At 34.8% G+C, this 23,133-nt stretch carries 19 protein-coding genes; 4 read left to right on the top strand and 15 right to left on the bottom strand.

Going from position 1 to position 23,133, the window contains the following annotated elements:
* Window positions 1–137 precede the first annotated feature (137 nt).
* Entirely contained in the window at window positions 138–3,551 is a 3,414-nt protein-coding gene (locus ACVC43_RS06520) for a methylmalonyl-CoA mutase family protein (RefSeq protein ID WP_452223770.1), read from the bottom strand.
* Between the two features lie 145 nt (window positions 3,552–3,696).
* On the opposite strand from ACVC43_RS06520, the gene purU reads away from it, so the two are divergent.
* The 4 genes from purU (at window position 3,697) to ACVC43_RS06540 (ending at window position 6,247) form a co-directional block, all read left to right on the top strand.
* The gene (gene purU, locus ACVC43_RS06525) at window positions 3,697–4,545 is read left to right on the top strand and encodes a formyltetrahydrofolate deformylase (protein ID WP_452223771.1); all 849 of its coding nucleotides are present in this window, start codon (window positions 3,697–3,699) and stop codon (window positions 4,543–4,545) included.
* A gap of 176 nt (window positions 4,546–4,721) precedes the next feature.
* Window positions 4,722–5,426 (top strand): DUF4197 domain-containing protein, encoded by a 705-nt coding sequence (locus ACVC43_RS06530; RefSeq protein ID WP_452223772.1) that lies wholly within the window; start codon window positions 4,722–4,724, stop codon window positions 5,424–5,426.
* Between the two features lie 35 nt (window positions 5,427–5,461).
* Complete coding sequence (locus tag ACVC43_RS06535) at window positions 5,462–5,794, top strand: hypothetical protein (RefSeq protein ID WP_452223773.1); 333 nt, start codon at window positions 5,462–5,464, stop codon at window positions 5,792–5,794.
* A gap of 255 nt (window positions 5,795–6,049) precedes the next feature.
* Window positions 6,050–6,247 carry a Lacal_2735 family protein gene (locus tag ACVC43_RS06540; protein WP_452223834.1) on the top strand — a complete coding sequence of 66 codons (198 nt, stop codon included), beginning with the start codon at window positions 6,050–6,052 and terminating at the stop codon, window positions 6,245–6,247.
* Here the strand turns inward: ACVC43_RS06540 and ACVC43_RS06545 are convergent.
* From ACVC43_RS06545 to ACVC43_RS06610, 14 genes are all read right to left on the bottom strand, one after another.
* Window positions 6,230–7,021, bottom strand: coding sequence for an ABC transporter substrate-binding protein (locus ACVC43_RS06545; RefSeq protein ID WP_452223774.1), 792 nt, complete (start codon window positions 7,019–7,021; stop codon window positions 6,230–6,232). The genes ACVC43_RS06540 and ACVC43_RS06545 overlap by 18 nt on opposite strands.
* Window positions 7,022–7,056: 35 nt before the next feature.
* Window positions 7,057–7,872, bottom strand: coding sequence for an orotidine-5'-phosphate decarboxylase (gene pyrF, locus ACVC43_RS06550; protein ID WP_452223775.1), 816 nt, complete (start codon window positions 7,870–7,872; stop codon window positions 7,057–7,059).
* Window positions 7,873–8,001: 129 nt separating this feature from the next.
* Window positions 8,002–8,691 (bottom strand): DUF4919 domain-containing protein, encoded by a 690-nt coding sequence (locus ACVC43_RS06555; RefSeq protein WP_452223776.1) that lies wholly within the window; start codon window positions 8,689–8,691, stop codon window positions 8,002–8,004.
* The gene (prfA, locus tag ACVC43_RS06560) at window positions 8,691–9,767 is read right to left on the bottom strand and encodes a peptide chain release factor 1 (RefSeq protein ID WP_452223777.1); all 1,077 of its coding nucleotides are present in this window, start codon (window positions 9,765–9,767) and stop codon (window positions 8,691–8,693) included. Before prfA ends, ACVC43_RS06555 begins: the two co-directional genes overlap by 1 nt.
* Before the next feature lie 404 nt (window positions 9,768–10,171).
* Window positions 10,172–11,155 (bottom strand): DUF3078 domain-containing protein, encoded by a 984-nt coding sequence (locus ACVC43_RS06565; protein ID WP_452223778.1) that lies wholly within the window; start codon window positions 11,153–11,155, stop codon window positions 10,172–10,174.
* A 37-nt stretch (window positions 11,156–11,192) separates the two neighbouring features.
* Window positions 11,193–12,371 (bottom strand): AIR synthase related protein, encoded by a 1,179-nt coding sequence (locus ACVC43_RS06570; RefSeq protein WP_452223779.1) that lies wholly within the window; start codon window positions 12,369–12,371, stop codon window positions 11,193–11,195.
* An 84-nt stretch (window positions 12,372–12,455) separates the two neighbouring features.
* Window positions 12,456–13,988: a carboxypeptidase regulatory-like domain-containing protein gene (locus ACVC43_RS06575; protein ID WP_452223780.1), complete on the bottom strand. Its 1,533-nt coding sequence runs from the start codon at window positions 13,986–13,988 to the stop codon at window positions 12,456–12,458.
* Between the two features lie 16 nt (window positions 13,989–14,004).
* On the bottom strand, window positions 14,005–15,513 hold the full coding sequence (locus ACVC43_RS06580) for a CsgG/HfaB family protein (protein WP_452223781.1): 1,509 nt from the start codon (window positions 15,511–15,513) through the stop codon (window positions 14,005–14,007).
* Window positions 15,514–15,530: 17 nt separating this feature from the next.
* On the bottom strand, window positions 15,531–15,941 hold the full coding sequence (locus ACVC43_RS06585; RefSeq protein WP_452223782.1) for a curli production assembly/transport component CsgF: 411 nt from the start codon (window positions 15,939–15,941) through the stop codon (window positions 15,531–15,533).
* Between the two features lie 2 nt (window positions 15,942–15,943).
* The gene (locus ACVC43_RS06590) at window positions 15,944–16,705 is read right to left on the bottom strand and encodes a CsgE family curli-type amyloid fiber assembly protein (RefSeq protein WP_452223783.1); all 762 of its coding nucleotides are present in this window, start codon (window positions 16,703–16,705) and stop codon (window positions 15,944–15,946) included.
* A gap of 6 nt (window positions 16,706–16,711) precedes the next feature.
* Complete coding sequence (locus tag ACVC43_RS06595; protein ID WP_452223784.1) at window positions 16,712–17,260, bottom strand: hypothetical protein; 549 nt, start codon at window positions 17,258–17,260, stop codon at window positions 16,712–16,714.
* Between the two features lie 101 nt (window positions 17,261–17,361).
* Entirely contained in the window at window positions 17,362–18,852 is a 1,491-nt protein-coding gene (locus ACVC43_RS06600) for a curlin (protein WP_452223785.1), read from the bottom strand.
* 387 nt (window positions 18,853–19,239) lie between these two features.
* A complete protein-coding gene (locus ACVC43_RS06605; protein ID WP_452223786.1) occupies window positions 19,240–20,727 on the bottom strand; it encodes a curlin in 1,488 nt (495 codons plus the stop codon).
* A 192-nt stretch (window positions 20,728–20,919) separates the two neighbouring features.
* Complete coding sequence (locus tag ACVC43_RS06610) at window positions 20,920–23,106, bottom strand: glutamine synthetase III family protein (protein ID WP_452223787.1); 2,187 nt, start codon at window positions 23,104–23,106, stop codon at window positions 20,920–20,922.
* Window positions 23,107–23,133: the final 27 nt, after the last annotated feature.

Below are 23,133 nucleotides of genomic sequence, written 5' to 3' on the forward strand. Positions count from 1 at the left end.
AGATACTTCGACTTCTCTCAGCATAAGCGATTCACACACTTTTTGCTTTGGCAAAAAGTGGTTCTCTGAGATACTTCGACTTCTCTCAGCATAAGCGATTCACACACTTTTTGCTTTGGCAAAAAGTGGTTCTCTGCTTACATGTTGCGTCTATATTGACCGCCAACCTCGAATAATGATGCTGTAATCTCTCCCAAAGAACATACCTTACACACATCCATTAAAGCTTCAAAAATATTCTCGTTTTTAATGGCTCTTTCCTGAAGATCTTTTAACAAGGCTTCAGTATCATTTGCTTCATGAAGGTGTTTTAACGTTTTAATCTGGAACTGTTTTTCTTCTTCTGTCGCGCGAATCACTTCCGCAGGAATAACCGTTGGAGACCCTTTAGAACTTAAAAACGTATTTACACCTATTATAGGAAACGCTCCGTTATGCTTTAAGGTTTCGTAATACAAACTTTCTTCCTGTATTTTACTACGCTGGTACATGGTTTCCATGGCACCTAAAACACCACCTCTTTCGGTAATTCTATCAAACTCCTGTAAAACGGCTTCTTCTACCAAATCTGTTAATTCTTCGATAATAAAAGAACCCTGAATTGGGTTTTCGTTTTTAGCCAAGCCTAATTCTTTATTAATAATTAATTGTATTGCCATGGCGCGACGTACCGATTCTTCTGTAGGTGTTGTAATGGCCTCATCGTAAGCATTGGTGTGTAATGAGTTACAATTATCGTAAATAGCATATAAGGCTTGAAGTGTTGTACGAATATCATTAAAATCAATTTCCTGAGCATGTAAACTTCTCCCAGACGTTTGAATATGGTATTTCAACATTTGCGCTCTGGCATTGGCACCATATTTATGTTTTAATGCCTTAGACCAAATTTTACGTGCCACACGACCTATTACAGAATATTCCGGATCGATACCGTTAGAGAAAAAGAACGATAAATTAGGCCCGAATTTATTAATATCCATGCCGCGAGACAAGTAATATTCTACATATGTGAACCCGTTAGATAGTGTTAATGCCAATTGTGTAATAGGGTTTGCTCCAGCTTCTGCAATGTGGTATCCAGATATAGAAACACTGTAAAAATTACGTACATTATTTTCTATAAAATACTCTTGAACATCACCCATTAAACGCAGGGCAAATTCAGTTGAAAATATACAGGTATTTTGTGCCTGATCTTCCTTTAAAATATCGGCTTGTACAGTTCCTCTAACCTGAGCAATGGTATTCTTTTTAATTTCGGCGTACACGTTTGCTGGCAACACTTGATCTCCAGTAACACCTAATAACATTAATCCTAAGCCGTTGTTTCCTTCTGGTAAATCGCCATTGTAAGATGGTCGTGTTTTGCCTTTATAAATTTTAGTTATTTTCGCTTCAACGTCTTTTTCTAAGCTGTTTTCCTCAATATATATTTCGCATTGCTGGTCTATGGCAGCATTCATAAAGAACCCCAATAACATAGGAGCAGGACCATTAATAGTCATACTTACAGAAGTCATTGCACTCGCCAAATCGAAACCAGAGTACAGTTTTTTAGCATCGTCTAAACAGCAAATACTTACACCTGCATTTCCAATTTTACCGTAAATATCTGGACGTAAGTCTGGATCATTACCGTAAAGGGTTACACTATCGAACGCTGTAGATAATCGTTTAGCTGGCAAACCTGCACTTACGTAATGAAAACGCCTGTTTGTACGTTCTGGTCCGCCTTCGCCTGCAAACATACGTGCTGGGTCTTCTCCTGTACGTTTAAATGGATATAATCCTGCAGTATATGGAAATTCGCCTGGTACGTTTTCCTGTAAACACCATTTTAAAATATCGCCCCAAGCCTGATACTTTGGCAGCGCTACTTTTGGTATTTGTAAGTGCGAAAGTGACTCGGTATGCGTTTCTATTTTTATTTCCTTTTCTCTAACTTTAAAAGCATAAACAGGGTTTTTGTATTTATTTACTTTTTCGTCCCAGCCGGTAATAATTTCCCAATTATATGGGTCTAAGTTTAATTTTACACGGTCGAATTCATTAACTAATAACTTAACAAACGTTTTGTTTTCGTTATTAGGTTTTACAGATTCTGAAGCTATTCCTGCTTTATCTAATGCTACTTCTGCTTCTAAAACAGAGGTTAAGGTTTTATATATGCCAAATAGTTTTTGAGCCACTTCTACCTGTGCATTTGCTGTTTTATCGTAGGCACGATTATTTTCGGCAATTTCAGAGAGGTATCTTGTTCTGTTTGGCGGAATAACAAAAATCTTTTCGCTCATTTCTTTCGAAATTTCGAAAGTAGATTGTAACTCAGTTTCCGTTTTCTCTGCCAATTTATTCATTATCGCTATGTAAAGCGTATTCATTCCTGGGTCGTTAAATTGAGAGGCAATAGTCCCAAAAACAGGTAACTCCTCCTGTGGTGTGTCCCACAAATTATTGTTACGCATGTATTGTTTTTTTACATCGCGTAAGGCATCTAAAGAACCGCGTTTATCGAATTTATTAATAGCTACCAAATCGGCAAAATCGAGCATGTCTATTTTCTCCAATTGCGTTGCTGCACCAAATTCTGGTGTCATAACATACAACGCAACATCGCTGTGCTCCATTATTTCTGTATCGCTTTGTCCTATTCCAGAGGTTTCTAAAATAATTAAATCGTATTCTGCAGCTTTTAAAACCTGCACGGCTTCGTTTACATATTTTGACAGGGCTAAGTTACTTTGTCGTGTTGCCAAACTACGCATATAAACACGTGGTGAGTTGATGGCATTCATACGAATACGGTCTCCTAAAAGTGCGCCTCCTGTTTTTCTTTTTGAAGGATCGACAGACACAATACCAATAGTTTTTTCTGGAAAGTCTATTAAGAATCTACGCACCAACTCATCGACTAACGACGATTTTCCTGCTCCTCCAGTTCCTGTGATTCCTAAAACTGGTGTTTTAGAATTTTTGTTTTTAATATGAATTTCCTCCAAAGCACCTTTTGCTACTTCCGGGAAATTCTCTGCCGAAGAAATAACTCTTGCAATGGCTTTAGGATTTTTTGATGGAAGCATGTCGACCTCACCATTTAAAGTATCGCCAATAGCAAAGTCTGATTGTTTAACCAAATCGTTAATCATGCCTTGCAAGCCCATTTCACGACCATCGTCTGGTGAGTAAATTCGTGAAATCCCGTAATCCATTAATTCTTTAATTTCTGATGGCAAAATAACACCTCCTCCTCCACCAAAGATTTTAATGTGCTCTGCTCCTCTTTCTTTGAGCAAATCGTACATGTATTTAAAATACTCATTATGTCCTCCTTGATAAGAGGTTAAACAAATAGCATTAGCATCTTCTTGAATAGCAGTAGTTACCACTTCCTCAACACTTCTATCGTGCCCTAAGTGAATAACTTCTACACCTGTGGATTGGATTATACGACGCATGATATTTATGGAAGCATCGTGACCATCGAACAACGAGGCTGCGGTTACTATTCTAACTTTGTATTTTGGCTTGTAAGGTGCTATTTGTTTCATTACTATTTTTAACTGAGAATTAGTGGTGCAATTTACGGAATATTCAAAATAATTGTCCTAAAATTTAGAATAATCTAATAAGGCTAACTTATAAAATATACTAATTTTTTTATATTACCTTAGACTTGCTATTAACACTAACTTTATGAAAAAAATTATACTACAGATACACTGTAAAGACCAGTCTGGTATTATTGCTTCTGTTACCAATTTTATTGCTTATAATAACGGTAATATTGTTTATATAGACCAACATGTGGACAGAGAACAAAATATTTTCTTTATGCGTTTAGAAAGTGAATTCCCTTCATTTTCTATGGACGATTTTAAGGCAAGTTTTAAAACCGTGTTAGCTGAAAAATTTAATATGAAATGGCGTATTTATAATATTGAAGATAAACCCAAAATGGCATTGTTTGTTTCTAAATACGACCATTGTTTGTACGATATTTTAGGACGTTATAACGCTGGCGAATTGTTTGTAGACATTCCTTTTATTGTAAGTAACCACAACAATGTTAAGGCCATTGCAGATGGATTTAAAATTCCGTTTTACCATATTCCTGTTACTAAAGACACCAAAACCGAAGCAGAAACACAACAGTTAAAATTATGTAAGGAGCATGGTATCGATTTTATTGTTTTAGCGCGCTATATGCAAATTGTTTCGGATCGTGTTGTTAATGCCTACCCGAATAAGGTTATAAATATTCACCACTCGTTTTTACCAGCCTTTGTTGGTGCCAAGCCCTATCACTCGGCTTACAAACGTGGTGTAAAAATAATTGGTGCAACAAGCCATTATGTTACTGCAGAGTTAGATGCTGGCCCTATTATTGCTCAGGATGTGGCAAGTGTATCGCACACGCACGCCATAGAAGATTTAATTGCCAAGGGTCGTGATTTAGAAAAAATTGTTCTGGCTACTGCTATTAAACATCACATAAACAGGAAAGTGATGGTGTTTAATAATAAAACGGTAATTTTCTCGTAAATTTGAGTTTGCGAAAGCGGTTGATGCGGCATCCTTTTTTTGCTGCCATATATGGCAAAAAAAGATATAGCGGAAAACGCGGTATTTTGCTTCCTTAAATTTTTCTTTAAACACTAAATACTACAGCAAAATATTTGCCCAAATTATAAGTATCTTTAAACCTTAAAAAATAAATTATGAAACGATTATTAGCCCTGTTTTTAGCATTTAATTTAACGGCTTGCGCAGAACTGCAGGATGTTGTAAACCAATTACCACAAGGTACTGGTGGTGTATCGCAATTAGATATTGCCAACGGATTACGCCAGGCATTGGATTTTGGTATTGATAAACAAGTGAGTAAATTAACTGTACAGGATGGTTTTTTTAAAAACGAATTAGTGAAAATTTTACTTCCTGCAGAGTTACAGAAAGTTGATAAAGCGTTAAGAGATATTGGCTTAGATAATTTGGCAGACGAAGGTTTAAAAGTATTAAACCGAGCGGCTGAAGATGCGGTTGGAGAAGCAACACCTATATTTATAGATGCTGTTAAAGGCATTACTTTTAACGATGCTAAGAATATTTTACTTGGTGATAAAGATGCTGCTACGCAGTACTTAAATGGCAGAACACAAACCGCTTTGTATGCCAAGTTTAATCCTGTAATTAAAAATAGTTTTGCTAAAGTTGGTGCTGACCAAATTTGGGAAAACTTAATTAATAAATACAATGCGATACCTTTTACAAGTAATGTAAATCCGGATTTAACAGATTATGTAACTAACGAAGCCTTAAAAGGTGTTTATAAAATGATTGCTGTTGAAGAGCTGGAGATTAGAGAAAAAGTATCTGCAAGAACCACAAGTTTACTACAAAAGGTTTTTGCGTTGCAAGATTAGTATTAAATTGATGACGTTGTTATAATATTTTTTGAATGGAATTGAAAAACAGCTCTAAACTTAGTGATGCACAGTTAATTGAATTGTATAGAAACCCGACTACCAATACCGAAATAAAAAAAGCTATTGCTAATGAACTGGATGCAAGAGATGTTAAAACCTATTTTGAGGACAACCTAACAACCACTTTTACTTATAGGGAAAAAATAAGATTGCTTGCTTTTCCTTTTGCAATGGGTTATCATAGACGAGTAATGTTAGGTAAAAACTGGACAAGGCAAAGAGATAAAACATTTTGGCACTATATTTCTATGGGTTTTGCTATTTATCTTGTTACCATTTTAATTTTGGGGCTTTTGTTTCGTTAGAAAACAATTATGGTTTTTAAGTTTTTTAATAGTTAGATAATATTAAGATAACATAAAAACGATAGCATTAAAATACTTTTGTAGCTCAAGTTATTTACTTCATATTTACTTGAGTTAGTTAGTTTATTACAGTCTTAAAACCAATCTTAACACCGCTTTAAAGATTGGTTTTTTTATTTAACAAAAAAAATATTAACATAACACGCTATATATCAATATTTAACGTATATTTATTTGACCATTCTCAAAATAGTCATGAGTCGTAAAAATTTATTAAAATCTCATCAACACAAATTAAATAGGCGCTATAAGCAATTGGTTGAGCAAGCATATAATTTAAGCCAAACAGATCACGCACTTAGTGATGACTATGAATATAAGGCTATGAAATTATTGCACAAACTAAACCAGATTAAGTTTTTATCTCGTGATAACTCACAGTCTGTTTCGTAATGTTTTGAAGTAATCGAAAGCCTTTATTAATCGTGAGCCATACCACGAAAAATATTCTCCATCCACAAATATGGTTTTTGCGTGGTGCGATACACGACCAATTTCGAAAGCATGTTCATCTTTAAAAGGGTAAGGTTCGCTTGACAAGAGTACAACTTCTGGGTCGCCTGCTGTACGTAGTTTTTCTATTTCAATTTCTGGATAACGGTCTAAATTACTGTAGATGTTTTTAAAATTATTAAGTGCTAACAAATAATTAATAAACGTATTATTTCCTGCAACCATCCATGGATTTCGCCAAATAAAATACGCGACTTTAAGCGTTGGCTTGTCTTTTATAAAGGTTTTAAAATCCTTTAAATTGAAGTTTATTTTATCTGAAATCTTGGTTGCATTTGTACGTTTTCTAAAAATGATACCGTATTGCTTAATGAGTTCTAAACAATCTTCTACGGTTACAATATCTGAGACATGTGTAGTACAAATTGCTTCGCAAGCCTTAACAATATCTTTAGTATTTTCTTCTTTATTGCAAAGAATAATATCGGGATTTAAAGCTTTTATTTTTTCAATATTAATTTGTTTTGTGCCTCCTACTATTTGCTTTGTACTTTTAAAGTGAAAGGGATGCACACAAAATTTAGTGATGCCTACTACAGCGTCCTCAAGACCTAAGTCGTAGAGTAGTTCGGTTTGAGATGGCACTAAAGAGATTATTCGCTTTGGCGTATGGTCTAATATTAGTTGTCTTTCTATTTGGTCTTTTAGTTTCATTTATAGCGCTTGCTTCGCTTTGCTGCTAATGACTATTAACTTTTTAAAATCGTTTCCATTTCCTGTTGTAATTCTTCAGCTTTTTTAGCTGCAGCCTGAGCAAAATCTTCTTTATTTGATGAATAAATAATGCCTCTTGAAGAGTTAATTAGCAAACCTATATTCTCACTTAAGCCATATTTACAAACCTCTTGTAAGTTTCCGCCTTGTGCGCCAACGCCAGGCACTAAAAGAAAACTGTTTGGGATAATTTTTCTTATCTCTGAAAAATATTCTGCTTTAGTGGCACCAACTACATACATTAGATTTTCTGCATTCTTCCAAGTTTTTGAAGTTTCTAAGACCTGTTTGTATAGTTGCTGTTTATTGACGCTTAGCGTCTGAAAATCGAAAGCACCTTGATTAGAGGTTAGCGCTAAAAGTATCGTGTGTTTGCTTTTAAATGCTAAAAAAGGTTCTATAGAATCTTTTCCCATATAAGGCGCAACGGTAATACTATCGAAAGCTAAATCTTCGAAGAAAGCTTTGGCATACATTGCACTTGTATTGCCAATATCGCCACGTTTAGCATCGGCAATGGTGAAAATTTCCGGATGGTTTTCGTTTAAATAATTGATGGTTTTTTGTAAAGCTTGCCAGCCTTTAATACCATAAGCTTCGTAAAACGCTATGTTTGGTTTGTACGCTACACATAAGTGGTGTGTAGCATCGATTATGGCTTTATTAAATTCGAAAATAGGATCTTCGGTTTTTAATAAATGTGGTGGTATTTTATTTAAATCGACGTCTAATCCTATGCATAGAAAAGACTGTTTTTTTTTAATTTGCGCTGTAAGTTGTTGTGTTGTCATTAATTTCTCTTAATCCTCCAAAGGAGAAACCGTTGTTTAGTTACTCTTATTTTATTTCGAATTACTTGCGGTATACCTGATAATTTCAGTTTAATAAATTAAAAAGCCTCTTAAAACATGAGGCAAAATTTAATTTTTAAACATTTTAGACATTGAATTTAAGCATGGTGAAACATCAAAATAAAAACTTTCAAAACCGTATTCATTTTCGGCTAAAGTTAAACGGTCATAATGCTCAATTAGACTTTGCATACCTCCAAATTTAAATCCAAGTATTGAAATTAAATCATACTCGTGCGTTGTATAAATAACATAGAAGGCTGTTTTTTTTGAAATTCCATCACCAGAACTCAAAAGCGCATCTACAATCATATTTACTTTAATTATAGCTTTTTCCAACTCTGGTTTGTTACCTAATTCATCATAGGCGTACATGACATAATTGTAAGTACGAATATCGAATGGGTTTTCCTTAAAAATTTCATTACTAAATTTAATGATATTTTTAAAATCTGTTTCTTCTAATTTAGGTTTATTGAGTATTGTTCTTAAACTATCGGTAAATTCAGAACGACTGTAAGGCGAGTATTTTTCGTTAAATGTAAAACCGTAATACAGATGCCTTTTTTCTACCAGTGACATCGTAGAATCTGCATCCAAAAACCTTTTCATTAATTTTTTATAAAATAAATCAGACTTTTTTTTACTGATGGTCTTTTCTATTTTCTTGTAATCTGGTGCTTTAAATTCTATTTCGTCTTGACCAAAAGAATTTAAGCCAGCAACTAAAAATAAAGTTATAAAAAAATATTTCATCATTACATTATATCGCTGTTAGCCTTTAACTTCTCAGTATTTTCTGCCAGCATTAACTCGTCTAATATTTTTTGAATGTCGCCATTTATAATGTTCTGCAAATCGTAAAGTGTAAGCCCAATCCTGTGGTCTGTTACACGCCCTTGCGAATAGTTATAGGTTCTAATTTTAGCACTTCGATCTCCAGAGGTTACCATTGTACCTCGCAACGCTGCATCTTCTTCCATTTTCTTAGCCAACTCCAAATCGTAGAGACGTGAGCGAAGTACTTTAAAAGCTTTCTCTTTATTTTTATGTTGCGATTTTTGGTCCTGACATTGTGCTACCAAACCTGTTGGTTCATGTGTTAAACGTACTGCAGAATAGGTTGTATTTACAGATTGCCCTCCTGGTCCAGATGAACAGAAATAATCGATACGTACATCTTTCGGGTCGATTTCTACATCAAATTCTTCGGCTTCAGGAAATACCATAACAGTTGCTGCACTGGTATGCACACGACCTTGCGTTTCGGTTTGTGGTACACGTTGTACACGGTGTACACCTGCTTCAAACTTTAGAGTGCCGTAAACATCGTCTCCAGATACTTCAAATTGAATTTCTTTAAATCCGCCATTGGTACCCTCACTATAGTCAACGGTATCTACTTTCCAACCTCTGCTTTCGCAATATTTGGTGTACATTCTATATAAATCTCCTGCAAAAATACTGGCTTCATCACCACCTGTTCCAGCGCGTAATTCTACTACTGCATTTTTAGCATCCTGAGGATCTTTAGGTATTAAAAGTACTTTTATATCTTCCTCTAAAAGCGGGATGCCTTCTTTAGCTTCGTCGTATTGCATTTTAGCCATATCAACCATTTCCGGATCGCTTCCATCTGCAATTATTTCTTCGGCTTCAGCTAAATTATTTGTTAACTCTATATACAACTCACGTTTATCCATTAACAAACGTAAATCTTTATATTCTCTGGTTAGCTCAACGTAACGTTTCTGGTCTGAAATAACATCTGGTTGAATGATTAAATCACTAACCTCATCAAAACGCTGTTTTACTATTTGTAATTTATCTAACATCTATCTATTAAATTGTGAAACAAAAATACGATAATTTATCAATTATCAATGGTTTCTTATGTGTTTAGACTGTTGAAAAATAATACAGAAAAAATTGCGTTGTATAATATATGCTAAGCCAATTTCGCGCCATATTATTTTATTACAGACCTCTCGCTTTATGGTCTTTTACGGTAACTATTTTACTAACTGTTTATAGTCCCGAAATTATAAGTGCACTCTTAACCAAACTGTTTCTTATGATACTTTTTTGGTTGATGATTAATGATAGAAGTATGCGTAAAAAAATTAAATTCTATAAAATGGTTGGTGTCTCTAACTTTAAGCTGGTACTTGCTCTTTATGTTATAGATTGCTTAATTACCTGCAGTTTTTTGTTACTGATTAAAGGCTTTATTTAAATTTTAATTAAACTCGTAAACCACACCAACTCCTAAAAGTTGTTTCCATTGTAGTTTGGCGCCTCGTTCTGCAACCTCCCCTTCTATTGCTGTTTCTTCTATAATTTTTACGTCGTTATCATACTTTAAATGAGAGCCTAAAGTGGCACGAACAAAATTGTTAACCTTAAGATTTAAAACCATTTCCCAATCCACATCTATATTGCCAAAATCCTTAAGATAATCTGTGTATAGGCTAAAGAGATTAACAAGATGTATGTTTTCTAATATTTCGGCTTCGTAAGAACTGGTGAGTAACATTCCCATTTCGGTTCGTATGCGTTCTCCTTGTTTTAAAATGTTACCTTGATCGTCGTACACAGCAGGTGTAACACCAAAAGCACCAGCGTTAGACAATTGGCTATCTAAAACAAACGTACCTTTAAAGGTTAAAGGCGACATATAGAGTGAAAATTTTTCTAAATTTTTGCCATATTCTGCGCCACCTCCAATAAACAAATATCCTGGTGCCATTAATCCTGAAATCTCATTATCTCTATCTGGATAATTATAACCATTGGTTAACTGTGTTCTAAAATTAAATCGTGCCGAATAATACCAATTAGTAATGGTATCTTTACGGTAGCCCAAAGTGGACAGGAGTTCGAATTCATCTTCCGTTTTTCTTAACTTTTGGTTTTCCTGCTTATTAATGCCATAACGTACACGCAATAAATTTTTCCATTTTAAATTGTTTTGTGTATAATTTAATGTAGAAACCAAACCGGTTAAGGCTGATATTGAATTACTTCCTCCAGCACTCCAGTTAACAAAAGTAACTTCGTTAATATCTAAACTTGCAATATTTTTTTGTTTCCAAGGCCCAAGATTTTTTATAGAGTCTTTTTGCTTTGCGGTTAATGTATCTGCTTTTGTAGTAATAATTTTAGATTGGGCCAAGCTAATTTGACCAATAACGACAGCTATTAGGAAAACAATTTTATTCATATTAAAGTAGGAAGGAGATTAGTAATTTGAGCTTAATTTAGTATTCGAAAGTGCCAAACTCGCTTGTAATAGTAAGTTTTTTTATGTCTGATTTTTCTACTCTACCAACAATTTGTGCCTTAACATTAAAACTTTTAGAGATTGAAATAATATCTTCGGCTATTTCCGGAGCTACATATAATTCCATTCTATGTCCACAATTAAAAACCTGATACATTTCTTTCCAGTCGGTTTTAGACTGCTCCTGAATTAATTTAAACAGTGGTGGAATAGGAAACAAATTATCTTTAACAATATGTAAATTATCGATAAAATGAAGAATCTTCGTTTGTGCTCCACCAGAGCAATGTACCATCCCATGAATAGCATCAGCATTATATTTTGATAAAATCTCTTTTACTATTGGTGCGTAAGTTCTTGTTGGCGACAACACCAACTTACCAGCATCTATCGGGCTATTTTCAACAGCATCAGTAAGTTTTACCTGTCCAGAATACACTAATTCTTCTGGCACAGCGGCATCAAAACTTTCAGGATATTTTTTTGCTAAATAGTTATTAAACACGTCGTGCCTTGCAGAGGTTAGCCCGTTACTTCCCATGCCTCCATTATATTCTTTTTCGTAGGTGGCTTGCCCGAAACTTTCTAAACCAATAATAACATCTCCAGCCTTAATGTTTGCATTATCGATTACATCGCTACGTTTCATACGTGCAGTTACTGTAGAATCTACAATAATTGTTCTTACTAAATCTCCAACATCTGCAGTTTCTCCTCCTGTTGAATGGATTGTTACACCAAAGGATTTTAAGTCTTCTATTAACTCTTCGGTGCCATTGATGATGGCTGAAATAACTTCTCCTGTAATTAGGTTTTTATTTCTACCAATGGTTGAAGACAGCATAATATTATCCGTTGCACCAACGCACAACAGGTCGTCAATATTCATAATTAATGCATCTTGAGCGATGCCTTTCCAAACGGAAACATCTCCGGTTTCTTTCCAATACATATAAGCTAGAGCACTCTTAGTACCTGCACCATCTGCATGCATAATTAAACAGTAGTCCTCGTCATTGGTTAAATAATCTGGAACTATTTTACAAAACGCTTTTGGAAACAAGCCTTTATCTATGTTTTTTATAGCATTGTGAACATCTTCTTTTGATGCCGAAACACCTCTTTGACTGTAACGTTTACTTATTTCCGAACTCATAATTGTGTTTTAAAATGCAAAGATAACTGTAAAAAAAAAGCACACAAAATTTTGTGTGCTTCTTTATATTTTGGTCGATTAATTTTAATCCCAATCTGGCATTGAGGCTGCTGTGAATAACTCTATTTCTGCATTTGCTTGCCCAAATTGGTACCTAAATATTCCAGGAACGCCATTAACCGTATTAGAAACTCTAGTAAATATAAATCCGCCTTCATTTGGTGCAAATTTAACATCTAAATCATTTTGCCCAGGAAGCACTGCTGTTAGTATTTGTGTATTTGTTGTAGAAGGAATATCATAAACAAAAATTCTACTTTCAAATTGTCTATAATTTGTGTTTTCAGATCCAGAAACATCTCTATTATAAATAACTTGATTACCGTTTGCGGTGATATCTATACCTCCAATGGCTCCAGGTAAACCTTCAACTATAACATCTTCTTCTAATCCTGTAGATAATCTTACAGTAAATAATCGTGCGTTATAACCAACAGAATTATTTGTTTTCACCAATATTAAGTCGTTATCAAAAGCTACACTTTCTATTTCTGAAACAAACGAGCCATCTGTTGTTTGATAAATAGGATTAGAATCAAAACCGCTTCCATCAGGATTTATTTGATATATTTTATCAAAACTTGGATAATACAATTTACTTCCATTTTGTGCCCAACAAAAATCTACTTGTTCTAATCTAAAACCAGAAACAGGAACTGCGCTAGTTACTTGTGTTTTGTTAGATCCATCGGTGTTCATTGTAAATATTTGAGTGCTCCCACCAGCGGTTCGCAAATATGCGATTTTATTTAGTGCAATATTAGTTCTTGGTCTAAAACTGTTATTTGCCTCGCTTGTTAATTTAATTAAATCTACATCTACTTCAGAATCTGATCCATCTTCCATATCTTCATTACCGGAGTAAATAACATTATTCCCATTTTCTTTTTTTACAAAAACATAAGGATTATTTGGAACGGTTATGGTACTAAATTGACTAATAGATGAAACCACATCATCATTGGTACCATCGCTAACCTTTACTTGCCAAAAATAAGTAGTTGAAAGCTCTAGATTGCTAGCCAAATAAAAAGTATCTTGAGCTGTCTCATAAGTTTCAACTTGATTAGTCTCTCCATTTCTTAGCTCTAAGGTATACATTAATTCGTCGTTAGTATCTGGATCTGAAGCTTCCCAAGTAAACTGGACTTCCAAATCGACTTCTGTTGCTAAATCCTCAGGAAAAATTAAGTCTGGCGCTGTTGGCGGCTGGTTATTAGCGTTGGAGGTTATTAACTCGAAAGCTACAACTGCTGCAGTATTTTCAAGAACAGAAACCGATTCGAACGCTGTAACAAAACCATCTAGTTCTGCCTGTACAGCATAGGTGCCAATCGTTGCATTTTCTATAAGGAAATTTCCTTCTTCATCGGTAAACACTGTACTAGAAACAGGGTTTGTAGATATTTTTACGTTTTCAAGTGGAGCATTTGTTCCTTGGGCAACAACTTTGCCATTTATAGATCCTACACGAACACCATCGATTTGATTTTCGCTACAGGTTGAAATAGCAATAATTATTAAAATTAATGCCAATATATTTTTTACTGTTTTCATTTTTACTGCCTTTAAGTTAATTCTCTTCTGCACTTTTTTCATTCTTATCCTCTTGAGGAACAGGCTTATCCTTTATTAAGCTTTTTGTAATATTTTCTCTTTTTATTTGTTTAAGCGCTTTTCTTTCTTCTCTTAATTTTGCACGTTCTAAATCTCTTTTTGTATTATAATTCCCAATGTATAAATTTAAACCTACTCCAAACCTTAAATACATATCATCTCTAGAGCCTCTAACCAATTCATCAACAGCATCACTTAACACAAAATTATTTTCTGCATATCCTGTAATACCAATTCGGTGTGATACTAAGTACTCGACTCCTATTCCTGCTTGTAATTTTGGATTTAAGTTATTAAAATCGTTTGAAATGTTTGTACCACCACCAGCGTAAACGTATGGTGTTAATTTATCGAATGGTAACACGGTGTATTCCACATTAGCATCAATAGATACAAAATTTTTATTAAAAATATTTTCATTAGATAAGTTGAATAAATTTCCATTTAAATTTAAATTGAAATGTGAATTTAAATATCGTTTATATCCTAATCTCGAATTTAATTTAAATTCTGAGTTTATGTAATCACCATTTATACGTGCTGCTCCAACAGAACCATGAAGCACATTATCTGTACGGCGTTTAAAAGTGAAGCGATTAAATAATTCTGTTACATTTGCTGCATCTTTTTCTTTCTGGTATTGTGCAACCAACTCTTTATCAACATTAACACCAGCTTTTGTAGCCCAATACCCATCTTCTATACCTTCCATAATTAAGTCGTGAACTGCTTTTTCAATAGCGTCTTTTACTGCCAACTGCACAGGTTCATTTTGTGTAAATCCAGTTTCAGCTTCTAATAATCTTTGAAACTTTACAAAACGAAATAAACTTACGTCTACGGCTTGAGATAAAATAGTTTTAGATACGTATATAGTGTTAATTATTTCACCACTTTGTGTTGAAACAGCTCGAAGGTAAACTGTAATTCTGTCTTGTCTGTAACGAGCAGAGCCGCCAACACCAAAGTAACGTGCGCCTGCTCCACCTGTAACAATATTAGTATCGTAAGATATAATACCACCTTCAAGCATTAAGCCTGCATACAATAGTGGTTTTATTGCTGGTTCATTAGGATTAAGTCCTTTTATGTATTCTTGTTTTGTAGTTCGAATAATGTTTCTTTCTGTAGAGAGATTATTAAAATTTTCTCTTTCTAAAGGAACAAAATAACCTGAGTCTCCCAAGGCTTTTATTAACATTGTTGTTGCGCCTTGAGTTACGGCTGTACTAAAAGTACTTCCGTTTTCAACCGCTTTATATTGACCAGTTTGGTCACTAAAATTATATACTGCTACTTCTAAAGGTACTTTAGGTGGTGGTAAATCTAAAAGCTGTTTTGTTGATTTGGAATATTCGCCTATTCTTGAAGCTTCTTGAGAGAATGGTTGGTTAAAATAAGTTCCGCAAGAGCTTAAACATAAGAATATAGCCAAAATGGCTACTATTTTTTGGTGATTTTTCATAAGAGGCAAAGTTTATGCTATGGATTTGGAACGATAACTTGTGTTTGTTCTCCGTTTGAGGTGTCTAAAATATTAATAACTAATCCTTCGTCCGATTCAAATACTTCTACATTTAATGTACCAAATGTAAATGTCCCTTCTTGGTTAAAATCGCCAACAGCATCCACTTGTTGCGCCAATAGCGCTCGCGAAATCTGATTTAGTACTTGTTGATTTAAATTCTCACCAAATCGATCTAATTCAGATTGCTCTTCGGCTTGTGTTCTAGGTTGCGTAAAACCGTTTTGAGCGTTTGCAGAACTTAATAACCAGTTATAATTAAAAGTATCACCACCAAATGCAGGATTTAAAGCTTTGTAGCTAAATTGCTGTGCACTAGCGAATGCAAAAGCACCCAGAAAAAGGATTATAAATAATTTAAACTTCATAATTAATAACGTATTTGTGTGTCTTGTCTCTGTTGTAATTGTTGCAAATATCTTATACTTCTATCTAATGAAATATCTGCCATTTTCTGTAAAAATTCTTTTTTAGGTCTTGCAAAAAATTGCCAAACGAGTTGACCATCTACTTCCACTGTAATTCTAGTACTCCTACGTTGACCTGGCACTTCTTTAATTACAATGTGTTTTTCTGTGGTTACTTGTTTGTTAAAATATTCAGAATAGAAATAACGATGAAAATCTCTACCAGATTTAGTTAATACTTTCTTTATTACTAAACCTTGTAAAAATATTTCTTTCTCTAAATCTCCTTCAATATTTAATTGTCCATTTTCGTTACTTGTAATAACCAATCTACATTTTCCTATCGCTCCTTGTGTTTCATCCTGCTCCTCTTCATTTGGATAAACCAACAACAATAATGTTACTTTTCCGTCTATTTGATTGTTAATGGTAACGGAAGATAATATTTTTTTTTCATAGTTCTGCAAAAAGAACTTATTAGACTGCGCTGATTTAGCTACATTACCGCTAGTATCGGCTTTAAACATCATAAATTCGTAACGCAAATTACGCCCAGAATATGTTAAATTCTCAGACGTAGCTGCGAATGTAGTAAACTCACTCGTTCTATCTATTTTAATTTGCGCTTTTACTTCTTTATTATAAATAACATTTTGAGCATTAGTATTTAAAAATACTAATGCACAGATTGTAAATACAATATGTTTAATAAATTTGAGGCGCATTTATCTTTAATTGAAACTTCTAATTATGATTGTTGGTGATGCTTCAGTTTGAGTAAATTTAATGTTTTTTGTTATGTTATTAGTTCCAAATTTATCGAAAGTTAAATTGTTTCCGTTTTGCTGAAGCTCTAAAGAGACTTTAGCATTAGGATCTATAACATAATCTAATATTGTATTATCGTTACCATTTTGCTCTAAAGTTGCTACTACAGCATCTACTTTGTAAGCGAGGCTTACATCGTTATTTAATCCGTTTTGATAAATATTTATATCACTAGCGCGAGATGCCACTTTAGCAGACACATTGTTATTAGCACCTACTTGTTCTATGGCAATAGCGTTACTATCTATAACATCTAATGTTGGGTTTGGTGTAGTATCAAAAAAAGAAGAGAATTGACTTTGCGAAAACTCTTGTCCATTTACAGTAGTTGAAGCTTCTGTGCTTTCTGTGTCGTCATCGGCACTGTAAGTTTGACTCCAACTTATTTGAAATACAAAGAATAACGATAGCATTGCTATGGTTATTTTGTTATTATTTACTAATGTTTTCATAAGAATTATAAATTTAAAAAAAAAGAGGATGATTGCTATATAGTCATCCTCCTTTTTATATGTATCAGATTAAAATAATTAATCTATATATTCACTAGATATTAGCATCCAGCTGTACCAGGAGTACAAGGAGCATCTAAGTCAAATCCATCTACACCACCTGGCATACCTGGGTTAACAACATCTTGGAAATCACAGTTCTCACCGTCATTCATGATGTCACCAGAAGGACCTAATTGTAATACGCTAATTGTGTTACCACCGTTTGGCATACCACCATCTGCTATGTTTTGGCTAGATTTAAAGCTATGACCACCTGTAATACCATCGTTCTTTTGTACGATTAAAGCTTGGTTGTCATGACCTCTTTGTCCTGTTTCCGCCCAGTTATCATCACCAGATTGGTACGTACTAATTAAGTTCGCATTTCCTTTTTGAGACGTTAATGTAATGTTACTGTTTCCATACTGACGTGTATATGTTAAATGGTCTCTACCGTTTTGTCCAGAATAAGCACCGTTACCATTTCCTACTTGGTCTTGACGTGCATAATTTGCACCGCCAGTAGGTGTACCGTTTGCATTTTGTTCTATGTAAACCACATTACCATCACCAGTTTGGTTTTGCTCTGCACGGTTACTATCTTCATCGTCTGAACCAAATTGTCCAGCATAAGCTAAATTGCCATCTCCATTTTGTCTTTGTCTTGCTTTACCAGCTTGAGAGTCTGGACCACCATCACCAGCTGTAAAACCAGCATCTGTGAAAAAATCTAATGTTGGACCTAAAAGTCCATCAGGCTGTGATAAAAAATCTTGACCTTGATCTACATATGCTGAGTTAAAATCACCAACTTGTCTTTGGTCTGCTTTATTGTCATCTCCTTTTTGAGCAGTATAAGCATAATTGGTATGGCCATCTTGGTAAATTTTAGATGAGTTATCATCACCATATTGCTCATTTAAAGCTGAGTTCCCTAGAGAACCATTTGGACCAGATTTTTGACGAACACCAGACATGTTGTTGTCACCTTCTTGTACTGTTCTTGCTTCGTTGTTATCGAAAGACTGTACTGTCCAAGCTTGGTTAGTTTGTCCATCTTGCTCGATCATAGCATAGTTAAACTCACCATTCTCTGCAGTACCATGGTTGATTAATGCTTTGTTTCCACCGCTTAATCCACCGTCTTTTAAACCTTGACGTGTTACTGCTTCGTTAGAGTCGCCTTCTTGCATTGTAGTCGATTCGTTTGCAGAACCTAATTGTCTTACATCTGCAGCGTTATCCACACCACTAATACCAGATACATCACCTGTTTGCCAGATTCTTGCTCTGTTGTCTCCAGTTCCTACACCATCACCTTGCTCTGAATAAGAAGATTGGTTAGTACCAGCTTGTAATACTTGTAACTTGTTTGTGTTACCTGTCTGTTTAGCTTCACCATAGTTACCATCGTCTGCAGTCAAATCCACAGCTAATTGAGCATCTGCTGAATCTGTTGCGTCTTGTGCAGTTAATGTGCTTTGTGAAACTTGTGCGAACATCGCACCCGAGAATAATAGTGCCGCAGCACCGAAAATTACTTTTTTCATGTTAAATATATATTGATTAATAGCATTGTAAATATACAGAAAAAAATCCATACATCTTGAGGTTTTTGGTTAGAATGATGTGATTTTAACAGTATTTTCGATTACCATATAATTTATATCGACGAAACGCATTTTAGTAGAAAACAGACGCTATAAGACACTAATTACCAAGTACGTAGAAATACGTAGCTATCTAAGTAAAATTACGTAGTACTATTATTTAGCTCAAAATCAATTCCATTTTAAAAATTAAAACAAACTCTTAAAACCGCCTATTTTTTTAAACAAAAGTATTCGAAATAAAAAAAGAGGATGCTTGCTATAAGGCATCCTCTTTTAAAGTATGGTTTTGATTAAATTATTTTATTTAATCTTAAAATTTAGATATTAGCATCCAGCTGCACCAGGAGCACAAGGCGCATCTAAATCAAATCCATCTACACCTGCTGGCATACCTGGAGTTACTGCATCTTGGAAGTCACATCCTTCATGCTGTCCCATAATATCTCCACTTGGTCCTAATTGTAATACTTGAATAGTGTTATTTCCATTAGAATAAGGATCGTCTATATTTTGGCTAGCTTTAAAGCTATGTCCACCAGAAATACCATCGTTCTTTTGTACAATTAGCACTTGGTTATCATGACCTCTTTGTCCTGATACTGCCCAGTTGTCTTCACCTTCTTGGTAAGTACTTACTAAGTTTGCAGTTCCTTTTTGAGACGCTAATGCAATGTTAAAATCTCCATTTTGACGAGAATACGCTTTGTGATCTCTACCGTTTTGGCCAGTATACGAAATGTTAGCATCACCTGTTTGGTCTTGACGAGCATAATTAGCGCCACCATTAGCGATACCGTTAGCATTCTGATCTATAGCAGCTTGATTACTATTACCTACTTGATACTGCTCTGCATGGTTGCTTGCTTCTGCATCTGAACCATACTGAGATGTGTAAGCAAAGTTACCATCACCATCTTGTCTTTGTATTGCAATACCAGCTTGAGAATCTGGACCACCATCACCTTGAGTTGCTAAAGGATCTGCATAAAGATCTAATGCAGGACCTGTAAGACCATCTGTAACACCATAAAGACCTTGACCTTGATCTACATAAGCTCCGTTAAAGTCACCTTCTTGTCTTTGGTCTGCCTTATTGCCGTCTCCTTTTTGAGCCGCTTGCACATAGTTATTATGACCTTCTTGATACATTTTAGAAGAGTTACCATCGCCATACTGCTCTGCTAATGCTGAGTTTCCATCAGAACCGTTAGGACCAGACTTTTGGCGTGTACCAGACATGTTATTGTCTCCTTCTTGTACTGTTCTTGCTTCGTTGTTATCCCAAGATTGTACCGTCCAAGCCGAGTTAGTTTGACCATCTTGCTCAATCATAGCATAGTTAAACTCACCATTTTCTGAAGTACCATGGTTTATTAACGCTTTGTTTCCACCGCTTAATCCACCGTCTTTTAAACCTTGACGTGTTACAGCTTCGTTAGAATCTCCTTCTTGCATAGTAGTCGATTCGTTTGCAGAACCTAATTGTCTTACATCTGCAGCGTTATCCACACCACTAATACCAGATACATCACCTGTTTGCCAGATTCTTGCTCTGTTGTCTCCAGTTCCTAAACCATCGCCTTGCTCTGAGTAAGAAGATTGGTTAGTACCAGCTTGTAATACTTGTAATTTGTTTGTGTTACCTGTTTGAATTGCTTCACCATAGTTACCATCGTCTGTAGCCAAATCAACAGCTAATTGAGCATCTGCTGTGTCTGTACCGTCAACGGCTTTTAAATCTGATTGTGAAACTTGTGCGAACATCGCACCTGAGAATAATAGTGCCGCAGCACCAAAAATTACTTTTTTCATGTTAAATATATATTGATTAATAGCATGTGCAATATATAGAATTTAATCAACAGAAATTTAATGTTGCATCAAAAAAACCAGCATTATTGTCCTTTTTTCGATTACCTATTTGGTTACATCGACGAAATGCATTTTTAAGTAAGAATTTTACTACTTCTAAAATATAATTCATTGTTTTACAACTACGTAGTTCTACGTAGTAAATAAAAGTTCACGGTATTTTGTAAGCGGCCAAAGCTCATCGTCAACCAACAATTCTAATTTATCGCAATGGTATCTTATATCTTCAAACAGCGGCTTAACGGTATTGCAATACGATTTAGCCTTTTCTTCTAATGATGTTATGCTGTTAGAAACTCTTCTTGCATCAGTCATTTTATTTACCATATTATTTATAGACTCTATATGCGTGGAGATTTCTTCAAGCAAAAGCATTTGCGCGGCAGCTACTTTTTTTAAGTCTTTACCATAAATCTCTTTCAAGCCTTTTACATTTTCTATCAAGGTGTTTTGATACTTTACAGCTGTGGGCACCACATGATTTCTAGCTAAATCACCAAGTACCCGTCCTTCTATTTGAATACGCATGATGTAATCTTCTAACTCTATTTCGTAACGAGCTTCAACTTCTGTTGGGTTCATTACACCCAAGTCACTATATAAGGACAGGGCTTTTTTAGAAATTTTAGCTTTAAGCGCTTCTGGAGTCGATTTTCTATTACTTAGTTTTCTTTTTTTAGCTTCTTTTTCCCACGCTTCGCCATATCCATTTCCTTCAAAGAGTATTGCTTTACTCTTTTTAATATATTCTCTTAAAATATTAAATACAGCTTCATCCTTTTTAAGTTCCTTTTTTTCTATTAGCGCATCAACTTCTTTTTTAAAGTCAATAAGTTGTTTTGCCACAATAGAATTTAACAATGTCATTGGGTTAGCACAATTGGCTGTAGAACCTACTGCTCTAAATTCAAATTTATTCCCAGTAAACGCAAAAGGAGACGTTCTGTTTCTATCGGTATTGTCTAAAAGTATTTCTGGAATTTTACCAACTACGTTTAGCTTTAAATCGGTTTTCTCTTCTGGCGAGAGCTTTCCATTGGTTACGTTTTCTAATTCATTTAAAACATTAGTCAGTTGTTCGCCTATAAAGACCGATATAATTGCTGGAGGCGCTTCATTAGCTCCCAATCTGTGATCATTACTGGCCGATGCTATCGCAGCACGTAGTAATTCTTCATTATCATGTACTGCTTTAATGGTATTTATAAAAAAGGTAAGAAATTGAAGATTGCTCATTGGTGTTTTTCCAGGACTCAATAAATTAACACCAGTATTAGTACTTAAACTCCAGTTATTATGCTTCCCAGACCCGTTGATGCCTTTAAAAGGTTTCTCATGAAACAAAACTTTAAAGTTATGTCTTTCGGCTACTTTATCCATTAAATCCATGAGAAGGGCATTGTGGTCTACCGCTAAATTTGCTTCCTCATATATAGGAGCAAGTTCGAATTGATTTGGAGCCACTTCGTTATGTCTTGTTTTTACAGGAATTCCTAATAACATACACTCGGTTTCCAAATCTCGCATATAAGCCATAGCACGATTTGGAATAGTCCCAAAGTAATGATCGTCTAACTGCTGGCCTTTTGCCGAAGCATGCCCTAATAAAGTTCTCCCTGTTAATAAAATGTCTGGACGCGACGACACTAAGGCACTATCTATTAAAAAATACTCTTGTTCCCACCCCAAAGATGCATTCACCTTTTTTACGTTCTTATCGAAATATTTACAAACCGCTACTGCTGCATTATCTACCGCCTGCAACGCCCTAAGTAAAGGTGTTTTATAATCTAATGCTTCTCCTGTATATGCGACAAAAACCGTAGGTATACATAATGTTGTGCCATAAACAAAAGCTGGAGATGTTGGATCCCAAGCCGTGTAACCTCTTGCTTCGAACGTGTTACGGATGCCTCCATTAGGAAAACTCGAAGCGTCTGGCTCTTGCTGTACTAATTCATTACCTCCAAACTGCTCTATGGCGCCATTGTTTTCTATAGTCTCAAAAAAAGCATCGTGTTTTTCTGCGGTAGAACCTGTTAAAGGCTGAAAGTAGTGCGTGTAATGTGTAACGCCCTTAGACAATGCCCAATCTTTCATCGCCGAAGCTATTTGGTCTGCAATATTCCTATCTATCTTACTCCCTTTTTCCACCGCATTATTTAAGCTCTTAAAGGCATCACTCGTTAAGGTTTGACGCATTTTTTTTATATCGTAAACATTTTGTCCAAAAATTTCTGAACGCCGTCTATCCTCTTTAATTAAAAGTGGTTTTCTATTTAATGTTTCTTTTATTGCGAAAAATCGAAGTGTTGACATAAACTATTATTATTTTTTTACAAATAT

The organism is Lacinutrix chionoecetis (genome assembly GCF_053604665.1).